Source organism: Amycolatopsis ponsaeliensis (assembly GCF_030182635.1).
In the GTDB taxonomy this organism is placed as follows: Bacteria; Actinomycetota; Actinomycetes; order Mycobacteriales; family Pseudonocardiaceae; genus Amycolatopsis; species Amycolatopsis ponsaeliensis.
The window spans coordinates 74,162-89,537 of sequence record NZ_JAPZLD010000036.1 but is presented as its reverse complement, the minus strand read 5'-3'; the positions used below and the strand labels follow the sequence as shown (position 1 = coordinate 89,537).

The 15,376-nt window shown below is 69.8% G+C and carries 16 protein-coding genes; 6 read left to right on the top strand and 10 right to left on the bottom strand.

Features of this window, described 5'->3' with window-relative positions:
* The first annotated feature begins 76 nt into the window (after window positions 1-76).
* The 4 genes from QQ657_RS39720 (at window position 77) to QQ657_RS39705 (ending at window position 2,874) form a co-directional block, all read left to right on the top strand.
* Window positions 77-571, top strand: a complete 495-nt coding sequence (locus tag QQ657_RS39720) for a gluconokinase (RefSeq protein WP_284747503.1) — start codon at window positions 77-79, stop codon at window positions 569-571.
* Window positions 568-1,935, top strand: coding sequence for a GntT/GntP/DsdX family permease (locus QQ657_RS39715; RefSeq protein WP_284747502.1), 1,368 nt, complete (start codon window positions 568-570; stop codon window positions 1,933-1,935). The genes QQ657_RS39720 and QQ657_RS39715 overlap by 4 nt, the downstream gene beginning before the upstream one ends.
* A gap of 106 nt (window positions 1,936-2,041) precedes the next feature.
* Entirely contained in the window at window positions 2,042-2,365 is a 324-nt protein-coding gene (locus QQ657_RS39710; RefSeq protein WP_284747501.1) for an ArsR/SmtB family transcription factor, read from the top strand.
* The gene (locus QQ657_RS39705; RefSeq protein WP_284747500.1) at window positions 2,362-2,874 is read left to right on the top strand and encodes an SRPBCC domain-containing protein; all 513 of its coding nucleotides are present in this window, start codon (window positions 2,362-2,364) and stop codon (window positions 2,872-2,874) included. The genes QQ657_RS39710 and QQ657_RS39705 overlap by 4 nt, the downstream gene beginning before the upstream one ends.
* 49 nt (window positions 2,875-2,923) lie before the next feature.
* On the opposite strand, the gene QQ657_RS39700 is transcribed toward QQ657_RS39705, so the two are convergent.
* The 6 genes from QQ657_RS39700 to QQ657_RS39675 are packed head-to-tail and all read right to left on the bottom strand — an operon-like array spanning window position 2,924 to window position 9,645.
* Window positions 2,924-3,892 carry an N-acetylglucosamine kinase gene (locus QQ657_RS39700; protein ID WP_284747499.1) on the bottom strand — a complete coding sequence of 323 codons (969 nt, stop codon included), beginning with the start codon at window positions 3,890-3,892 and terminating at the stop codon, window positions 2,924-2,926.
* Window positions 3,889-5,154: a 6-phospho-beta-glucosidase gene (locus QQ657_RS39695; protein WP_284747498.1), complete on the bottom strand. Its 1,266-nt coding sequence runs from the start codon at window positions 5,152-5,154 to the stop codon at window positions 3,889-3,891. The genes QQ657_RS39700 and QQ657_RS39695 overlap by 4 nt, the downstream gene beginning before the upstream one ends.
* Window positions 5,151-6,041 carry a carbohydrate ABC transporter permease gene (locus QQ657_RS39690; RefSeq protein WP_284747497.1) on the bottom strand — a complete coding sequence of 297 codons (891 nt, stop codon included), beginning with the start codon at window positions 6,039-6,041 and terminating at the stop codon, window positions 5,151-5,153. The genes QQ657_RS39695 and QQ657_RS39690 overlap by 4 nt, the downstream gene beginning before the upstream one ends.
* Window positions 6,038-7,024, bottom strand: coding sequence for a carbohydrate ABC transporter permease (locus tag QQ657_RS39685; protein ID WP_284747496.1), 987 nt, complete (start codon window positions 7,022-7,024; stop codon window positions 6,038-6,040). Before QQ657_RS39685 ends, QQ657_RS39690 begins: the two co-directional genes overlap by 4 nt.
* Complete coding sequence (locus tag QQ657_RS39680) at window positions 7,021-8,379, bottom strand: extracellular solute-binding protein (protein WP_284747495.1); 1,359 nt, start codon at window positions 8,377-8,379, stop codon at window positions 7,021-7,023. The genes QQ657_RS39685 and QQ657_RS39680 overlap by 4 nt, the downstream gene beginning before the upstream one ends.
* A 24-nt stretch (window positions 8,380-8,403) precedes the next feature.
* A complete protein-coding gene (locus QQ657_RS39675; protein ID WP_284747539.1) occupies window positions 8,404-9,645 on the bottom strand; it encodes an ROK family transcriptional regulator in 1,242 nt (413 codons plus the stop codon).
* A 221-nt stretch (window positions 9,646-9,866) separates the two neighbouring features.
* Between QQ657_RS39675 and QQ657_RS39670 the strand changes: the two genes are divergently transcribed.
* Both QQ657_RS39670 and QQ657_RS39665 read left to right on the top strand, forming a co-directional pair.
* Window positions 9,867-10,325 (top strand): hypothetical protein, encoded by a 459-nt coding sequence (locus QQ657_RS39670; protein ID WP_284747494.1) that lies wholly within the window; start codon window positions 9,867-9,869, stop codon window positions 10,323-10,325.
* Window positions 10,322-10,777 carry a hypothetical protein gene (locus QQ657_RS39665; protein ID WP_284747493.1) on the top strand — a complete coding sequence of 152 codons (456 nt, stop codon included), beginning with the start codon at window positions 10,322-10,324 and terminating at the stop codon, window positions 10,775-10,777. The genes QQ657_RS39670 and QQ657_RS39665 overlap by 4 nt, the downstream gene beginning before the upstream one ends.
* 4 nt (window positions 10,778-10,781) lie before the next feature.
* Here the strand turns inward: QQ657_RS39665 and QQ657_RS39660 are convergent, their stop codons facing one another.
* The 4 genes from QQ657_RS39660 to QQ657_RS39645 form a co-directional block, all read right to left on the bottom strand.
* The gene (locus tag QQ657_RS39660; RefSeq protein WP_284747492.1) at window positions 10,782-11,510 is read right to left on the bottom strand and encodes a dienelactone hydrolase family protein; all 729 of its coding nucleotides are present in this window, start codon (window positions 11,508-11,510) and stop codon (window positions 10,782-10,784) included.
* Between the two features lie 170 nt (window positions 11,511-11,680).
* Window positions 11,681-12,700, bottom strand: coding sequence for an NAD(+) diphosphatase (gene nudC / locus QQ657_RS39655; RefSeq protein ID WP_284747491.1), 1,020 nt, complete (start codon window positions 12,698-12,700; stop codon window positions 11,681-11,683).
* The gene (locus QQ657_RS39650; protein WP_284747490.1) at window positions 12,700-14,079 is read right to left on the bottom strand and encodes a M16 family metallopeptidase; all 1,380 of its coding nucleotides are present in this window, start codon (window positions 14,077-14,079) and stop codon (window positions 12,700-12,702) included. The genes nudC and QQ657_RS39650 overlap by 1 nt, the downstream gene beginning before the upstream one ends.
* Window positions 14,076-15,368, bottom strand: coding sequence for a M16 family metallopeptidase (locus QQ657_RS39645; protein WP_284747489.1), 1,293 nt, complete (start codon window positions 15,366-15,368; stop codon window positions 14,076-14,078). The genes QQ657_RS39650 and QQ657_RS39645 overlap by 4 nt, the downstream gene beginning before the upstream one ends.
* Window positions 15,369-15,376 lie beyond the last annotated feature (8 nt).

The window sequence follows — 15,376 nt, the reverse complement described above, 5'->3', positions numbered from 1 at the left end:
TTAAGTAGTACTTCATCTTGAATAAGTAGTACTTTTGAGTTTCACTCACCTGAGCACAACGACGTGGGAGGTGCGGATGACCGTCATCGTGGTGATGGGGGTGTCAGGCTCCGGCAAGACGACGATCGGCACGGCGCTCGCGAACGCGCTGGACGTCGAGTACGCCGAAGCGGACACGTTCCATCCGCAGGCCAACATCGACAAGATGACGGCGGGACACCCCCTGACCGACGAGGACCGCGCCCCCTGGCTCGAGGCCATCGCCGGCTGGATCCGCGAGCACCAGGCCACCGGCGGCGTCGTGACGTCGTCCGCGCTCAAGCGCCGGTACCGCGACGTGCTGCGGACCGGCGGGAACGTCTGGTTCGCCCACCTGCACGGCGACCGCGAGATCCTCGCCGAGCGCATGCAGTCCCGCTCGGGCCACTTCATGCCGGTGTCGCTGCTGAACTCCCAGCTCGCCGACCTGGAACCCCTCGAGCCGGACGAGCCCGGCGCGATCTTCGACATCCGCGAAGCACCCGCGGAGCTCACCGACGCCGCCCTCACCGCCTTCCGGGAGCGCTCATGACCACCGTTCTCGCGGCCGCCTGGACCGGCCACGACACCCGTCTCATCGTCGCGACCGTCGTCGCGATCGCCGTCATCGTCGTGCTGATCACGAAGGTGAAGCTGCACCCGTTCCTGTCGCTGGTGCTCGGTTCGCTCGTGCTCGGGCTGACCGCCGGGATGCCGGTCGACAAGCTGTTGAAGAGCTTCAGCGGCGGCGTCGGCAGCACGGTCGCGTCCGTCGGCATCCTGATCGCCCTCGGCGCGATGCTCGGCAAGCTGCTGGCCGATTCCGGTGGTGCCGACCAGATCGTCGACACCGTGCTCGGCAAGGCCCGCGGTGCCGCGCTGCCGTGGGCGATGGCGTTGGTCGCGGCGCTGATCGGGCTGCCGATGTTCTTCGAGATCGGGCTCGTCATGCTGATCCCGGTCGTGCTGCTCGCGGCCAAGCGCACCGGGAAGCCGTTGATGCTGCTGGGAATTCCCGCGGTCGCCGGGCTTTCGGTGCTGCACGGCCTGGTCCCGCCGCACCCGGGCCCGCTCGCCGCGGCGGGCGCGTTGAACGCGAACGTCGGGATCACGCTGGCGTTCGGCCTGCTCGTCGGCATCCCGACGCTGGTCATCGCGGGCCCGCTGTTCGGCAAGGTGGCCGCCCGGCTGGTGCCGGACGCGCAGCCGCCCGAGCGCCTGATCCCGGAGCGCGCGGACCCGGACAAGCCGCGGCCGAGCTTCGCCGCGACGCTCACGACGGTCCTGCTGCCGGTCGTGCTCATGCTGGCGAAAGCGCTGTCGGACATCTTGCTGGCCAAGGAAAGCCAGGCGCGTCGCGTACTGGACTTCGTCGGCGACCCGCTCATCGCGTTGCTCGTGGCCGTACTGGTGGGCATGGTCCTGCTCGGCCGCCCGGCGGGTCTCGACCGCTCGCGGCTGTCCACTGTGGTCGGTGACTCGCTGGGCCCGATCGCGGGGATCATCCTGATCGTCGGCGCGGGCGGCGGGTTCAAGCAGACGCTGGTCGACGCGGGCGTCGGCGACGTGATCACGGGCTTGGCCAAGGACGCGAACCTGTCGCCCCTGCTGCTCGGCTGGCTGGTGGCGGTGGCGATCCGCCTGGCGACGGGCTCGGCCACGGTGGCAACGGTCTCGGCGGCGGGCATCGTGGCCCCGCTGGCGGCGGGGATGGACCCGTCGCAGAGCGCGCTGCTGGTGCTCGCGATCGGCGCGGGGTCGCTGTTCTTCTCGCACGTCAACGACGCCGGGTTCTGGCTGGTCAAGGAGTACTTCGGGCTGTCGGTCGGGCAGACGTTGAAGAGCTGGTCGGTGATGGAGACGCTGATCTCGGTGGTGGCGATCGCGCTGATCCTGCCGCTGTCCCTGGTCGTCTAGTTCAATGCCATGAAGGGCACCCTCATGGACTTAAGAGCCATGAGGGTGCCCTTCATGGCGTTTTCGGGCGTTGACATGTGACCTTTTGGTCACCTATGTTGGGCGAGTGCCCGACGACGACCTGGTGTTCAAGGCGCTGGCGGATCCGACCCGCCGGTTCCTGCTCGACCTGCTCTTCGAGCGCGACGGCCGCACGCTCACCGAGCTGGAGACCCCGGTCGACATGACCCGCTTCGGCGTCATGAAGCACCTGAAGCTCCTGGAAGAGGCCGGGCTCGTCGTCGCGCGGAAGGAAGGCCGGGAAAAGCGGCACTTCCTGAACCCCGTGCCCATCCGGCAGATCCACGACCGGTGGATCGACAAGTACACCGAACGCCACGTCACCGCCCTGCTCGACCTCAAGAACGAACTGGAAGGCGAAGAACCATGACGACCACCGTGCAGGTCCACCGCGTCTACATCAAGGCCACCCCGGAGCGCATCTGGGAAGCCATCACCAAGCCCGAATGGACGGCAAAGTACGGCTACACCGGCCTCGCCGACTTCGACCTCAAGGTCGGCGGCAAGCACCGCACGCGCCCGACGCAGGGGTTCATCGACGCCGGGTTCACCGGTGACCTCGTCGACGGCGAAGTCCTCGAGGTCGACCCGCCGCGCAAGCTCGTCATCACCTGGAAGCTGCTCATGGGTCCCGAAGAGATGTCCGCCGAGCCGTACACGACGCTCACCTACGACATCGAGGCGACGAAGACCGCCGGCACCAGACTGACCGTCACCCACGACGTCACCGGCGCGCCGCTCACCGGCGACATGGTCAGCGGGATCCACGAGGACGTCAACGCCGGCCCCGGCGAGAACGCGGGCGGCGGCTGGGACTGGATCCTCTCGGACCTCAAGTCCCTGCTGGAGACCGGGGAGATCCTGGTCCCCGCGCCGTGAAATGGGTCTGGTGGCCTGCCTCGCGCCGCTTCGAGGCAGGCCACCAGGTCTATGCGCGCTGGGTCGCCGCCTTCAGTGACGCCTTCGCGGCGTCCGACGCGCCCAGCGTGTCCAATCCGAACAAAGCCGCGCCCACCACGGGGTTCACGTCGACGACGCGGACCACCGCGCGCGGCGCCACCTTCAGGCACCGCCGCTCGATCTCCGCGATCACCGGCGCGCCGATCCCGGTCAGCACCCCGCCGCCGAGGACGATCTCCGGCGCTTCCTCGGTCAGCTCCAGGTTGCGCAGGATCACCGCCGCGAACACGCTGACCTCCTCGACGAACCGGGTGACGATGTCCGACGCGACCTCGTCGCCGGCCGCCGCGACCTCGAACAGCAGCGGGCACAGGCCGTGGATCGACGCCGGGTCGATCTCCTCGAAGTGCAGGCCCTGCACGACGTCCAGCAGCGTCGGCTTGCCGAAGTAGGCCGCCACCGCCGGCATCAACGCGGTCCGCGGGCCGCGGCCGTCCTCGGCGCGCACCGCCCACCACAGGGCTTCTTCGCCGAGCCGGTAGCCGCCGCCCCAGTCGCCGGAAATCTTGCCCAGCGCGGGAAAGCGGTGCACGCGGCCGTCCGGGCCGACGCCCGCGCCGTTGATCCCGGCGCCGCAGACCACCGCGACCCCCACCCCCGCGCTGCCCGCCCGGAGCAGAGCGAGGGTGTCGTTGCCGACGGTCAGGGTGTCGCTCCACCCGCGTGCGGACAGCGCCGCGTGCAGCGCCTCCTCCTCGCGCGGGAAGTCCAGCCCGGCGAGGTAGGCCGACGTGTGCACCGCGAACGGCTTCTCCCCGAAGTCCGGGAACGCCGCCAGGACCAGGCCTTCCAGCGCCGTGACACAGGCCGCGACGCCGATGTTCTGCGGCGACGCGCCGGGCCCGCGCGACTTGCCCAGCACGACGCCGTCTTCCGAGATCACCAGGACCTCGGTCTTGCTGTTGCCGCCGTCGATCGCGATGACAGCGGGCCTCATCCGCGGGCCCAGGGCAAGTACTCACGGTTGATCTGGACCAGCGAGTCGGCCAGCATGTCGGCCTTCGCGTACTGCCCGACCAGCGGGTGCGCCAGCAGCGCGTCGGCCACGCGGTCGCGGCCGCCCTTGACCGCCGCCTCCAGCGCGAGGAACTCGTACGCCGTCGTCGCCGCGATGAGACCGGAGAACTGCGGCTCCACCGGCGACTGCGGGATCGGCGTGGCTCCGGAAGAGTCCACAGTGGACCGCGTCTCGATGACGGCGTCGTCCGGCAGGAACGGGAATGTGCCGTCGTTGCGGACGTTCACCACGTGCTCTTCGGCCGGGCCACCCGCGGTCAGAGCGTGCACTAGCTGCACCGCGGCCTCGGAGTAGTACGCCCCGCCGCGCTTCTCCAGCGACTCCGGCTTGGTGTTCTGCTCCGGGTCGAGGTAGATCTTCAGCAGCTCTTCCTCGACGTCCGACACGACGTCGGCACGCGGACGTTCGGTGCGCTGCTTGGTGACCTGCTCGTCGTGCGCGTAGAAGTACTTCAGGTAGTACGACGGCACGACGTTCATGCGCCGCAACCATTTCTCCGGCACACTGACCTCGTTGGACAGGTAGTCCAGGTGCTGGTCCAGCAGCTCGGGCAGCCGGTCGACGCCGTCGACGAGGGCGCCGCGCTCCCAGCTCAGGTGGTTCAGTCCGGTGTGCACGAGCTTGACGTCGTCCGCGCCGACACCCAGCAGCTTCCCGAACTGGCGCTGCAGGTTGATCGCGACGTTGCACAGGCCGACCGCGCGGTGCCCCTCGTTGAGCAGCGCCCGCGTCACGATGCCGACCGGGTTGGTGAAGTTGACGATCCACGTGTCGTCGCCGGCGATCTTGCGGACGCGGTCGGCGATGTCGAGCACCACCGGCACCGTGCGCAGCGCCTTCGCCAGCCCGCCCGCGCCGGTCGTCTCCTGCCCGACGCAGCCGCAGGCGTGCGGGAACGTCTCGTCGGAACGCCGCGCCCGCTGCCCGCCGACGCGCAGCTGGATCAGCACCGCCGACGCACCGTCGACGCCCTCCTCCAGCGACTGCGTGGTCCGCACCCGCGCCGGGTGACCGGCGTGGTCGAGGATCCGCTGGCTGAACCCGCCGACGGCCTCGACGCGGTAGGCGTCCGGGTCGACCAGCACGATCTCGTCGACGTCCAAAGTGGACCGGCGACCGGCGATCCCGTCGATCAGCTCCGGCGTGTAGGTGGACCCGCCACCGACGACTGCCAGCTTCATCCCTTGACTCCCGTGAATGTGATGCCCTTGACGAACGACTTCTGCGCGAACACGAACAGCACGATCACCGGCGCCATGATCAGCGCGGTGGCGGCCATCGTCATGTTCCACTCGACGTGGTGCATGCCGCGGAAGGACGCGATCGCCAGCGACAGCGGCCAGTGGTCCTGGTTCTCGCCGGTGTAGAGCAGCGGCCCGAAGTAGTCGTTCCAGGTGAACAGGAAGCAGAACATCGCGGTGGCCGCGATCCCCGGCTTGGCCATCGGGATCAGCACCCGGACCATCGCCTGGAACTCGTTGCAGCCGTCGATCTTCGCCGCCTCGATGTAGTCCTTCGGAATCGTCAGGAAGAACTGGCGGAGCAGGAAGATCGAGAACGCATCGAAGAAGAAGTACGGCACGATCAGCGGAACCAGCGTGCCGGTGAGCCCCATCCGGACCCACAGGTCGTACAGCGGCACGATGGTGACCTGCGGCGGCAGCAGCATCGCCGCCACGGTCAGCATGAAGAACAGGTTCTGCCCGCGCCACCGCAGCTTCGCGAGGCCGTACGCCGCCGGGATCGCCGAAAGCAGCGCGCCCGCCGTCGCCAGGGCCGAGTACAGCAGGCTGTTGCCGAAGTACTCCAGCAGCGGCGCCTTCTTGAACACCGTCACGAAGTTCTCGAAGTGCCATTCGGACGGCCACAGGCTCGCCGTCATCGCCTGGTCGCTCTTCATCACCGCGGTGAGGAACACGAACAACAGCGGCAGCACGAAGATCACGCCGAGGGCGATCCCGGTCGCGTGCAGCGCGATCCAGGACAGCCGTTTGTCCCAGTTCCGCTTGAACCGCACCTTCGGCGGCACACCCGCCGGTTTCTGCGGCGCTTCGGCCAGTGCGGTCATGCCCCCTCCTCCTGGTGCTGGGACTTCCGGAGCTGCCGCACCAGAATCCAGGTGAAGCCGGCGCTGACGATGAACAGCAGCACGGCCATCGCGGCCGCGTAGCCCATGTTGAAGTAGCGGAAGCCCTGGACGTACAACCAGATCGGGTACGTCAGCGTCGAGTTCTGTGGCGCACCGATGAGTTTCGAGTTGCCGGCGACGTCGGCGGTGCCCGCGGACGCGGAGGCCGCCACGATCGCCTGCGTGAAGAACTGCAGCGCGTAGATGATCGAGTTGACCACGCCGAACAGCAGCACCGGCGAGATCGACGGCAGCGTGACGTGCCAGAACCGCCGGACCGGGCCGGCACCGTCGAGCTCGGCGGCCTCATATTGCTCGGTCGGGACGTCGAGCAGCGCGGCCAGGATGATGATCATCAGCTCGCCGGAGCCCCACAGCGCCAGCAGCGTCAGCGCGGGCTTCGACATCGCCGGGCTGTTGAACCAGAGCCCGCCGTCGATGCCGATGAGCCGCAGGAACCGGTTGACCGGGCCGAACTCGGGGTTGAACACGAAGACGAACGCCAGTGTCGCCGCCGCGGGCGGGGCGAGCGTCGGCAGGTAGCACAGGGTCCGGACGAGGCCGACACCCGACTTGAGGCGGGAGATCACCGACGCGATGCCGAGCGAGAACAGCACCCGGCACGTCGTCAGGATGACCACCAGCCACAGCGTGTTGTACGCGGCCGTGCCGACGAGCGGCTCGGTGGTGAACATCCGGACGTAGTTGTCGAAGCCGATGAACTGCGGCGGGTTGATCAGGTCGTACCGCGTGAAGGAGTAGTAGACCGTAGCGATCAGCGGGTAGCCGAAGAAGATCAGGAACCCGAGGAACGCCGGGGCCATGAAGAGGAAGACGGTCCGGCGGCGCTTGGCCCGGCGGGCCCCCGCCCGCGCCTTCTCAGGCGCGGACGGGGAGACCTTTTCCGCGAGCGTGGACGTCATCCGCCCGCGCCCTTCTGCTTCAGTTCGTCGTTGATCTGCGCATCCACCTTCTTCAGGCCTTCGGTCAGATCGGGGATCGAGCCGGCCTGCCACTTCTCGGCGAAGTCGTTGACCGCCTTGAGGTGCGCGTCACCGATCGGCGTGGTCTGGTTCGACACGAGCTTGCCACTGTCGTACATGTCGAGGAACGTCTTGAACTGCGGCTGCAGGTCGAGGCGCGGCGACGTCAGCGAGGCCTTCGTGCTGGGCACGTTCTTCAGGCCGTTGGCCATGTCCACCAGGGTGTCCGTGTCCAAGGAGACCTGCTTGATCAGCTCCCACGCGGCGCCGGGGTTCTTGGCACCCTTGGGGATCGCGATGATCGTGCCGGTGGTGAAGGCACTGCCGTACTTGTCCGCCATGGTGGTGAGCACCGGGGCGGGCGCGGTGGCGTAGTTCAGGGTCGGCGCCTGGTCCTTGATGAACGCGGTGCGGAACTCACCGTCGTAGATCATCGCCAGCTTGCCCTTCTGGAAGCCGTTGTCGGCGGAGTACTCGTCACCGAGACCGGCCTTGAACTTCTCGACCTTGTCGTGGCCACCGAGTGCGTCGATCAGCTTCTTCTGGAACTCGAACATCGCCTTCCAGCCGGGGTTGGTGGCGAGGTCCGACTTGCCGTCCGGGCCGATGAACGGCGCGCCGAAGTTCGGCGCCCAGTACTGGGCCTGGTTGGCGTAGAACGGCATCGACGGCAGGAAGCCGGCGACCTTGATCGAGCCGTCCGCGTTGTACTCGGTCAGCTTCTTGGCGTCCTCGAGCAGCTCATCCGTGGTCTTCGGCGGCGAGGTGACGCCCTTCGCCGCGAACATGTCCTTGTTGTAGTAGAAGCCGTAAACGTCGGCGAGCATCGGCATGGCGCACCGCTTGCCCTGGTACTCGGTGTAGTTGCGGACCGCTTCCGGGATTTGGTTCAGGTCGATCTTGTCGCGGTCGATGTAGGGCTTCAGGTCCTGGAAGCTGCCGGTGGAGCACCAGGCGCCCAGGTTGTCGGTGTAGAAGGAGATCGCGACGTCGGGCGGGTTGCCGCCGCGGATCGACTGCGTGAGCTTGTCGTCGTCCTGGTTGCCCTCGTGCTTGATCTCGATGTTCGGGAACTTCGCCTTGAGCTTGTTCAGGCCCGCGGTGACCACGCCGTACTCGCGGTCGGTGAACTTGGAGTACACGGTGATCGTGATCTTGTCGTCCTTGCCGGGCGCGGCGGCCGCGTCACCGCCGCTCGGGGCGGCGGCGCCGGAGCAGGCGCTCGTCAGCAGGACGGACGCCGCGGCGGCGGCCGCTAACAGGGCGCCTCGGCGGGTCCGGGTGGTAGGGGGCATGGCCCTCCTCCTCATCGGTTGGGGCTACTCGGTTGGGGACGGGGCGGAACGGGTGTTCGGGAGGGCCTCCGGGGTCTTGCCGAGTGGCTCTCCGACCGCGGGCCTGCGCGACCCGAGGAGCGTGGGGGTGACGACGCCGAAGACGTCCTCACGGGCGGTGGCCAGCGCGGACTGCAGCGCGCCGGCGCGGACGGCGTTGCCCTGCACCGAAGCGCAGCCGACGGGCGTGCGCGGCAGGACCAGCGCGTGCAGCTTTTCCTGCACCAGCGCGGCGAAGCTCTCACCGCCGGCGCGGCTGGTGTCCCCGCAGAGGAGCACGAGCTGCGGATCGGCGACCGCGACGAGGTTGGCGACACCGCCGGCGACGCGCCTCGCGAGGTCATGGAGGAAGGGGTGCTGCTTGCCGGCTTTTTCGACGGCGTCCCAGGCGGTTTCCGCCTGGATGCCGTGCGCGGCGGCCAAGCGGACGATCGCGGGCGAGTCGACCAGGTTGCCGAACCGGGCGCCGGCCTCGGGCCAGACGTCGCCGGTGTCCACGGTGGCGGGGTCGGGCACGCGCATCCAGTCGATCTCGCCCCCGCCGCCGGTGGCGCCGCGCAGCAGCCGCCGTCCGATGACGACCGCGCCGCCGACGCCTTCGGACAACCACACCATGACGAAGTCGTCGACGTCCTGGGCCTGCCCGACGCTCATCTCCTCGACGGCGACGAGGTTGACGTCGTTCTCGATGAGGACGTCGACGCCGAGGTCGTCGCTGAGCTTCTGCGGGACGTCGAAGCCGAGCCAGCCGGGGATGTGCGGGGCGGAGGAGAGCAGGCCGGTCCGCGGGTCGAACGCGCCCTGCGCGCCGATCACGACGTGGGCCAGCTGGTCACGGGTGATTCCGGCTTCTCCGGCGACTTTCTGCAGGGCGTCGCCGAAGGTCCCGACGACGTCGGCGCCTTCGTGGACGGGCAGCGGAGTCCGGTACTCGGCGAGCACGATCCCGGCGACGTCGGCGACGACGAAGTCGGCGATGTGCGGGGTCAGGTCCACGGCGGCGACGAAGGCGAGGGCGCCGTTGGCCGCCCAGAGCTGGGCGCGGGGGCCGCGTCCGCCGCCACGGACACCGGCCTTGATGACGAGGTTGTCCTGCTCGAGCCGGGTGATGAGCTGCGCGGTGGCGGGCTTGGAGAGCCCGATGGCGAGCTCGAGCTCGGCGCGCGTCAGCGGGCCCTCCCGCAGGAGGACCTCGATGGCGGCGCGATCGTTGATCTCGCGCAGCATCCGCGGGCTACCGGCTCGCACTCGTCCCTCCGGACTTAATTAGGATACTTTACAGACGGTTTCCGGGGACTGTAGTGAGCCGGGGCACAGCCGTCAACGGGCTTCGGAAACGGCCAGGTAACGCTTGGGCCCGCGCTGGGCCACGTGGCGGAAACACTTCCGCCGGCGGTTGTCGGCCTGGTCAGGGGATTTCCGCTTGCGGTGCCGGGGATGCTGGAGGCATGGACGTCGTCGCGCAGAGGGTCCGGACCACCTGGACCAAGCGGTCCCGCGGTGGCCCGGCGGCTTCGGTGCGCAACCGCGTGCCGGTGGCGTTTCCCCTGCCGGACGGTGCCCTGCTCCACGAGGTGAACGTCGACGAGTCGACCGGCTTCGAGCCGCGGTTCACGGTGCCGGACGCATTGGACGGCGTCACGCTCCGGGAGGCCGGCGGTTCGCTGGCGGTGCGGGTCGAACTGGCGCCGATGAGCTGGCCGCAACGGGACTGGCGCCCGTCGCCGGTCCATCTGCGGCCGGGCGAGTGGCTGCGCTGGCAGATCAACTACCGCTTCGGCTCGATGTGCGAGTGCGGCGCCCAGTGGCGGTACCGGCTGGAGACGCTGAACTTGGCCTACGGCACCGTCGCCGACTTCGCCGGCGAGCCGACCCACACGGTGATCGAACGAGGTGACCTGCGATGAACCCGTTTCCTCCGGCCGATGTGCTGGGCTGCCCGGTGCCGGTCGCGCGGTTCGTCGCGCGGACGGACCTCGCCGTCGTCGCGCTTCAGCACCTCGTCGCCTACCCGGCCGGGTGTGCCTTCACCGTGCACCTGAGCGTCCGGCGGGGGTCGCTGGACCAGACCACCTGGGACAGCATCGACGCCAGCCACGCCGGCGGGTTCCCCGGTCCCACGGACGCCGGCCTGCAGTTCCGGGTCAGCCGGGGTTCCTTGACCGAGATCGGCGGCGGCGCGAGCTCCGGCGACCGGCACTACCGGGGCGACCGGCAGCTCTGGCTGTCGCCGCTGCCGGCCGGCCCCTTCGAGTTCTCCGTCGAGTGGCGGCGGGTCGGCCTCGACCGCACCGCCACCCTCCTCGACGGACAGGCCATCACGGACGCGGCGAAGAACGCGCAGCCGTACTGGCCCTGACCCGCTACTTCAGGTGCCGGGCGAAGAACCGGCTCCCGTCGTCGCCCTCGAACGCCGGGATGCCGGTGTGGCCGCCCATGTTGGCGTGCAACGTCTTCTCCTGGGAACCGAAGGCGTCGAACACGTCCAGGGCGAGCTGCCGGTCGTTGCCTTCGTCGTCCCACTGCAGCAGGACCAGCAGCGGGATGGTGACCTGCCGGGCCTCGTCGAACATGCTGCGGGGCACGAAACTCCCGGCGAACAGCACCGCCGCCGCGATGCGCGGCTCGACCACCGCGAGCCGGGTGGCGATGGCGAGCACTCCGCCCGAGAACCCGGCCGGGCCGCCGATGCCGGGCTGCGCGAGGAGGGCGTCCAGAGTCGTCCGCCATTCCGGGACCGCCTGGTCGACCAGCGGGAGGACGAGCCGCTCGACGATCTCGTCGCCGACCGGCTCGCCGGCCTGGATCGCCCTGCGCAGGTCGGCGCGGGCCTCGTCGACGGCGGGGAGACGGGGCCGGTCACCGCCCCCGGGGAGCTCGATGGTGGCCGCGGCGTAACCCTCCGCCGCGGCCGCCTGGGCCCGGGCCGCCAGCCGGGGATACATCTTGGCCAGCCCGCCGGGGTGGCCCATCAGGATCAGCGGAGCCGGCGCGGACGTGGCGGGCGTCCACAGGATGCCGGGGATCTCGCCGAGGGTGAACTCGCGCTCGAGGACGCCGTCGTCGAGGCGCTGTTCGGTGGTGAATCGCATGGTCGTGCCTTTCGGGAGTGCGCTTGAGCGGCGCTCCCGGACGACCTATCGCCCGGCCGTGACCCCGGAGGGGAGCACCCACGTCGAAACGTTCACGGGTACCACCTCCTCGTTCTCTCGCACGGCCGTCGGGAGGGTAGCAGCGGCGGCCGGGCGAGAGCCAACGAGTTTCACTCCTCCGCGTCCGCCCAGGCCTTGAGCATCACGCGGGCGATGGACGAGTTCCCCGGCAGGATGATCTCCGCCGCGCCGCCCGCGATCGGAGTCGGCTTGGCGCCCTCGTTGCGCAGCTGGCTGTTCTCGAACGCCTCGCGCACCTCCTCGCGTGACACCCACAGCGCCTCTTCGATCTCGCCGTCCGCCGGGACCAGCGGCAACGAGCGATCCGCGCGGGCCGTGAAGCCCAGCATGATCGATCGCGGGAACGGCCACGGCTGGCTCCCGAGGTAGCGGACGTCCGACACGGCCGCCCCCACCTCCTCGCGGATCTCGCGCAGGACGCACGCCTCCAGCGACTCCCCCGCCTCCACGAACCCGGCCAGCACCGAATACCGCCCGGCCGGCCAGATCGGCTGGCGGGCCAGCAGCACGTGCGAGCCGTTCGTGCCCTCCTGCGAATGCACCAGGCAGATCACCGCCGGGTCGGTGCGCGGGTACTCCTCGCGTCCGTCATGAGTGCACTTGCTCGCCCAGCCGAACTGGATCAGTTCCGTCGGGTGGCCGCAGCGCGTGCAGAACTTGGCCTGACGACGCCAGTTCCGCAGCGCCTGCGCCGTCGTGAACAGCCCGGCCGACGTGTCGTCCAGCAGGTCTCCGTACCCGCGCAGCTCGACCCAGATCTCGCCGTCGGCGCTCGGGACCTCCTCGACGAAGCCCCAGCTGCCCGCCATCTTCACCGTGCCGGCGTCCCCCGACGGGCCGCCCGGCAGCGACCAGTAGTCGACGTCCTGCCACTCGCCGAGGAACACCGCGTCGGCCGGTGGCTCGGCGCCGAAGTCGATCGCCTTGCGGAACGCCAAAACGGACGAGCCCTCGACGACCGGCGTGCGCCCGGTGTCGTCCAAGAGGACGACCCGGGCGTCGGCCCAGCGCGACACCAGCCGCGAAGGGTTGGTGCGCAAGCCTTCCTGACGGTCCACAGTGGATCGCGACAGGGTGGGCAGGTCACCGAGGGAGAACGGGACGGACATCAGGCCGGCTCGCCCACGACGACGTCTCCGAGGGACACGAGCTTGCGTTCCAGCACCGCCGCGTCCCCGACGACCACGCCGGTGAACCGCTTGGGAGCGAAGAACTTCAGCGCCGCCTCGGCCACCTCGTCGGCGGTCACCGCCGCCACCCGCGCCGGGTGCTCGGTGAGCCACTCCAGGCTCAGCCCGGTCGAGGCCAGCGCCAGCACCTGGCCGGCCAGGCCGGACTGCGACGACGTCGACGTCAGCAGCGAGCCGATCGCGTACTGCCGCACCGACTCCAGCTCGTCGCCGGCCGGCGGGACCTGGCCGAGGCGGCCCAGCTCGTAGCGGGTCTCCAGCAGCGCCGGCGCGGTCGCCTCGGTGGCCGTGTCCGCGTCGACGTTGACCACCGCGGTGCCGTCGGTGAACTCGAACCCGGAGTGCGCGGAGTAGGTGTACCCCTTGTTCTCGCGGATGTTCTCGACCAGCCGCGACGAGAAGTACCCGCCGTAGGCCAGGTTCGCCAGCTGCAGCGCCGCGTAACCCGGGTCGGTGCGCGGCACGGTCTGCGCCGAAAGCCGGATCTGCGACTGCACGGCCCCGGCGCGCGGCACCAGCAGCACGTTCGGCCCGGTCAGCTCCGGCAGCGGCGGCAGCCGGACGGCGGAGCGGTCCGACGCCCAGCCGCCGAGCACCTTCTCCAGGTCGCCGATGACGGCCTGCGGGTCGATGTCGCCGACCAGCACCAGGACCGCACCGCGCGGCAGCACCGACGCCTGGTGCAACGCCCGGACCTGCTCGGGTGTCACGACGGCGACGTCTTCGGCCTTCGGGACCTCGCGCGTGGCGGGGTGGTCGCCGTAGCGGTGCTTCTGCAGCGCCTCCCGCGCGATCGTGCGCGGCTGCGTGCGCGACACGGCGATCCGCTCGACCAGCCGTTCCTTCTCGCGCGCGATCTCGTCGTCGGCGTAGGTCGCGCCGGTGAGGACGTCGCCGAGCACGTCGAGGAACGTCGGCAGCTTGTCGGCGAGCGCGGATCCGGTCATCACCAGGCGTTCCGGGTCGACGCCGGCGCCGATGTCGCCGCCGATCAGCGCCAGCTCGGCGTCGATCTCGATGCGGTTGCGGCGCGCGGTGCCGGTCAGGATCGTCTCGGCGAGCACCTCGGACGTCGCCGGGTGCAGCGCGTCGTCACCCGCGAACGGGATCCACAGCCGCGCCTCGACCATCGGCACGGTCGCCTTGCGCACGGCCAGCACGCGCAGGCCGTTCGAGAGTTCGGTGTCCACATGGGACAGATCGCCGGCGGCGCGCTGCTCGCCGAGCGGCGGCAGCGGGCGCGGCCCCCGCGCGGTGCGGCCGATCTCGTCCGCGCTGCGGTGCGTTGCTGAAGTCACTGCTCGTTGGTCCCTTCCGAAGCGGGCTTGACCACCAGGACGGCGCGCGCGTCGGGGCGCAGCGCCTTCGCCGCCGCCGAAACGGCTTCCGAGGTGACGGCGGACATCCGGTCCGCGAGCTTGTACACCAGCGACGCGTCGCCGTAGAGCAGTTCGAACGAGCCGAGCGCGAGCGTCCGGGAGACCAGCCTGTCGTGCTCGGAGTGCAGGCTCGCCGCCCAGCGGGCGGTGACCTTCCGCAGTTCCTGGGAGTCCGGCGGGTTCTCGGCGATCTTCTCCAGCTCGTCGTCCAGCGCGGCGAGCACGCGCTCGCGCGGCACCTCGTGCGGGTGGATCAGCGTGATGGTGAACGTGTCCGGGTCGCGGGCCTCGAACGGGCCGAACAGCCCGGCGCCGGCCCCGATGTCGACTACCAGGGGCTCCTTGTGCACCAGCCGCTGCTGCAGGCGGGAGCCGTCGCCGTCGGTCAGGACCCCGGCGAGCACCAGGTAGGCCAGGTAGCCGTCGACGTCGTTGATCGGGTCCGGCATCCGGTAGCCGATGCCGAGGGCGGGCAGCGGGGCGTGCGGGTCTTCGACCTCGCCGCGCAGTTCGGTGGTCGGCAGCGGCTCGGCGAAGGACGGCCGCTGCGGCGCGGGCCGGTGCGGGACGTCGCCGAAGTGCTGCTCGATCAGCTTCTTGGCGTTGTCGACCTCGAAGTCGCCGGCCACCGTGAGCACGGCGTTCGCCGGCGAGTAGTAGGTGTCGAAGAACGCCGCACAGTCTTCCACCGTGGCGCTCTCGAGGTCCTCGAAGCCGCCGTAACCGTTGTGCGCGTTGGGGAACGTCGAGTACAGGACCGGCGGCAGGGTGATCCACGGGAACCCGCCGTAGGGCCGGTTCAGCACGTTGAGCCGGATCTCTTCCTTGACGACGTCGATCTGGTTCGCCAGGTTCTCCGCGGTCAGCTTCGGCGCGCGCATCCGGTCGGCTTCGAGGAAGAGCGCGCGCTCCAGGGCGGCGCTCGGCAGCACCTCGAAGTAGTCGGTGTAGTCGGGGTGGGTCGACCCGTTGAAGGTGCCACCGCTGGACTGCACGTGCCGGAAGTGGGCGAGTTTCTCCAAGCTCTCGGAGCCCTGGAACATCAGGTGCTCGAAGAGGTGCGCGAACCCGGTGCGCCCCTCCGGCTCGGAGCGGAAACCCACGTCGTAGTGCACGCTGACGCCGACCACCGGCGCGGTCGCGTCGGGTGCGAGGACCACGCGCAGACCGTTGTCTAGGGAGTATCGGACGAGCTCGGGATCGGCCATGGCCCCAC

Coding starts and splice junctions, on each gene's coding strand:
- QQ657_RS39720 (WP_284747503.1), top strand. CDS start 77: ATGACCGTCATCGTGGTGATGGGGGTGTCAGGCTCCGGCAAGACGACG.
- QQ657_RS39715 (WP_284747502.1), top strand. CDS start 568: ATGACCACCGTTCTCGCGGCCGCCTGGACCGGCCACGACACCCGTCTC.
- QQ657_RS39705 (WP_284747500.1), top strand. CDS start 2,362: ATGACGACCACCGTGCAGGTCCACCGCGTCTACATCAAGGCCACCCCG.
- QQ657_RS39700 (WP_284747499.1), bottom strand. CDS start 3,892: ATGAGGCCCGCTGTCATCGCGATCGACGGCGGCAACAGCAAGACCGAG.
- QQ657_RS39695 (WP_284747498.1), bottom strand. CDS start 5,154: ATGAAGCTGGCAGTCGTCGGTGGCGGGTCCACCTACACGCCGGAGCTG.
- QQ657_RS39690 (WP_284747497.1), bottom strand. CDS start 6,041: ATGACCGCACTGGCCGAAGCGCCGCAGAAACCGGCGGGTGTGCCGCCG.
- QQ657_RS39685 (WP_284747496.1), bottom strand. CDS start 7,024: ATGACGTCCACGCTCGCGGAAAAGGTCTCCCCGTCCGCGCCTGAGAAG.
- QQ657_RS39680 (WP_284747495.1), bottom strand. CDS start 8,379: ATGCCCCCTACCACCCGGACCCGCCGAGGCGCCCTGTTAGCGGCCGCC.
- QQ657_RS39675 (WP_284747539.1), bottom strand. CDS start 9,645: ATGCTGCGCGAGATCAACGATCGCGCCGCCATCGAGGTCCTCCTGCGG.
- QQ657_RS39670 (WP_284747494.1), top strand. CDS start 9,867: ATGGACGTCGTCGCGCAGAGGGTCCGGACCACCTGGACCAAGCGGTCC.
- QQ657_RS39665 (WP_284747493.1), top strand. CDS start 10,322: ATGAACCCGTTTCCTCCGGCCGATGTGCTGGGCTGCCCGGTGCCGGTC.
- QQ657_RS39660 (WP_284747492.1), bottom strand. CDS start 11,510: ATGCGATTCACCACCGAACAGCGCCTCGACGACGGCGTCCTCGAGCGC.
- nudC (WP_284747491.1), bottom strand. CDS start 12,700: ATGTCCGTCCCGTTCTCCCTCGGTGACCTGCCCACCCTGTCGCGATCC.
- QQ657_RS39645 (WP_284747489.1), bottom strand. CDS start 15,368: ATGGCCGATCCCGAGCTCGTCCGATACTCCCTAGACAACGGTCTGCGC.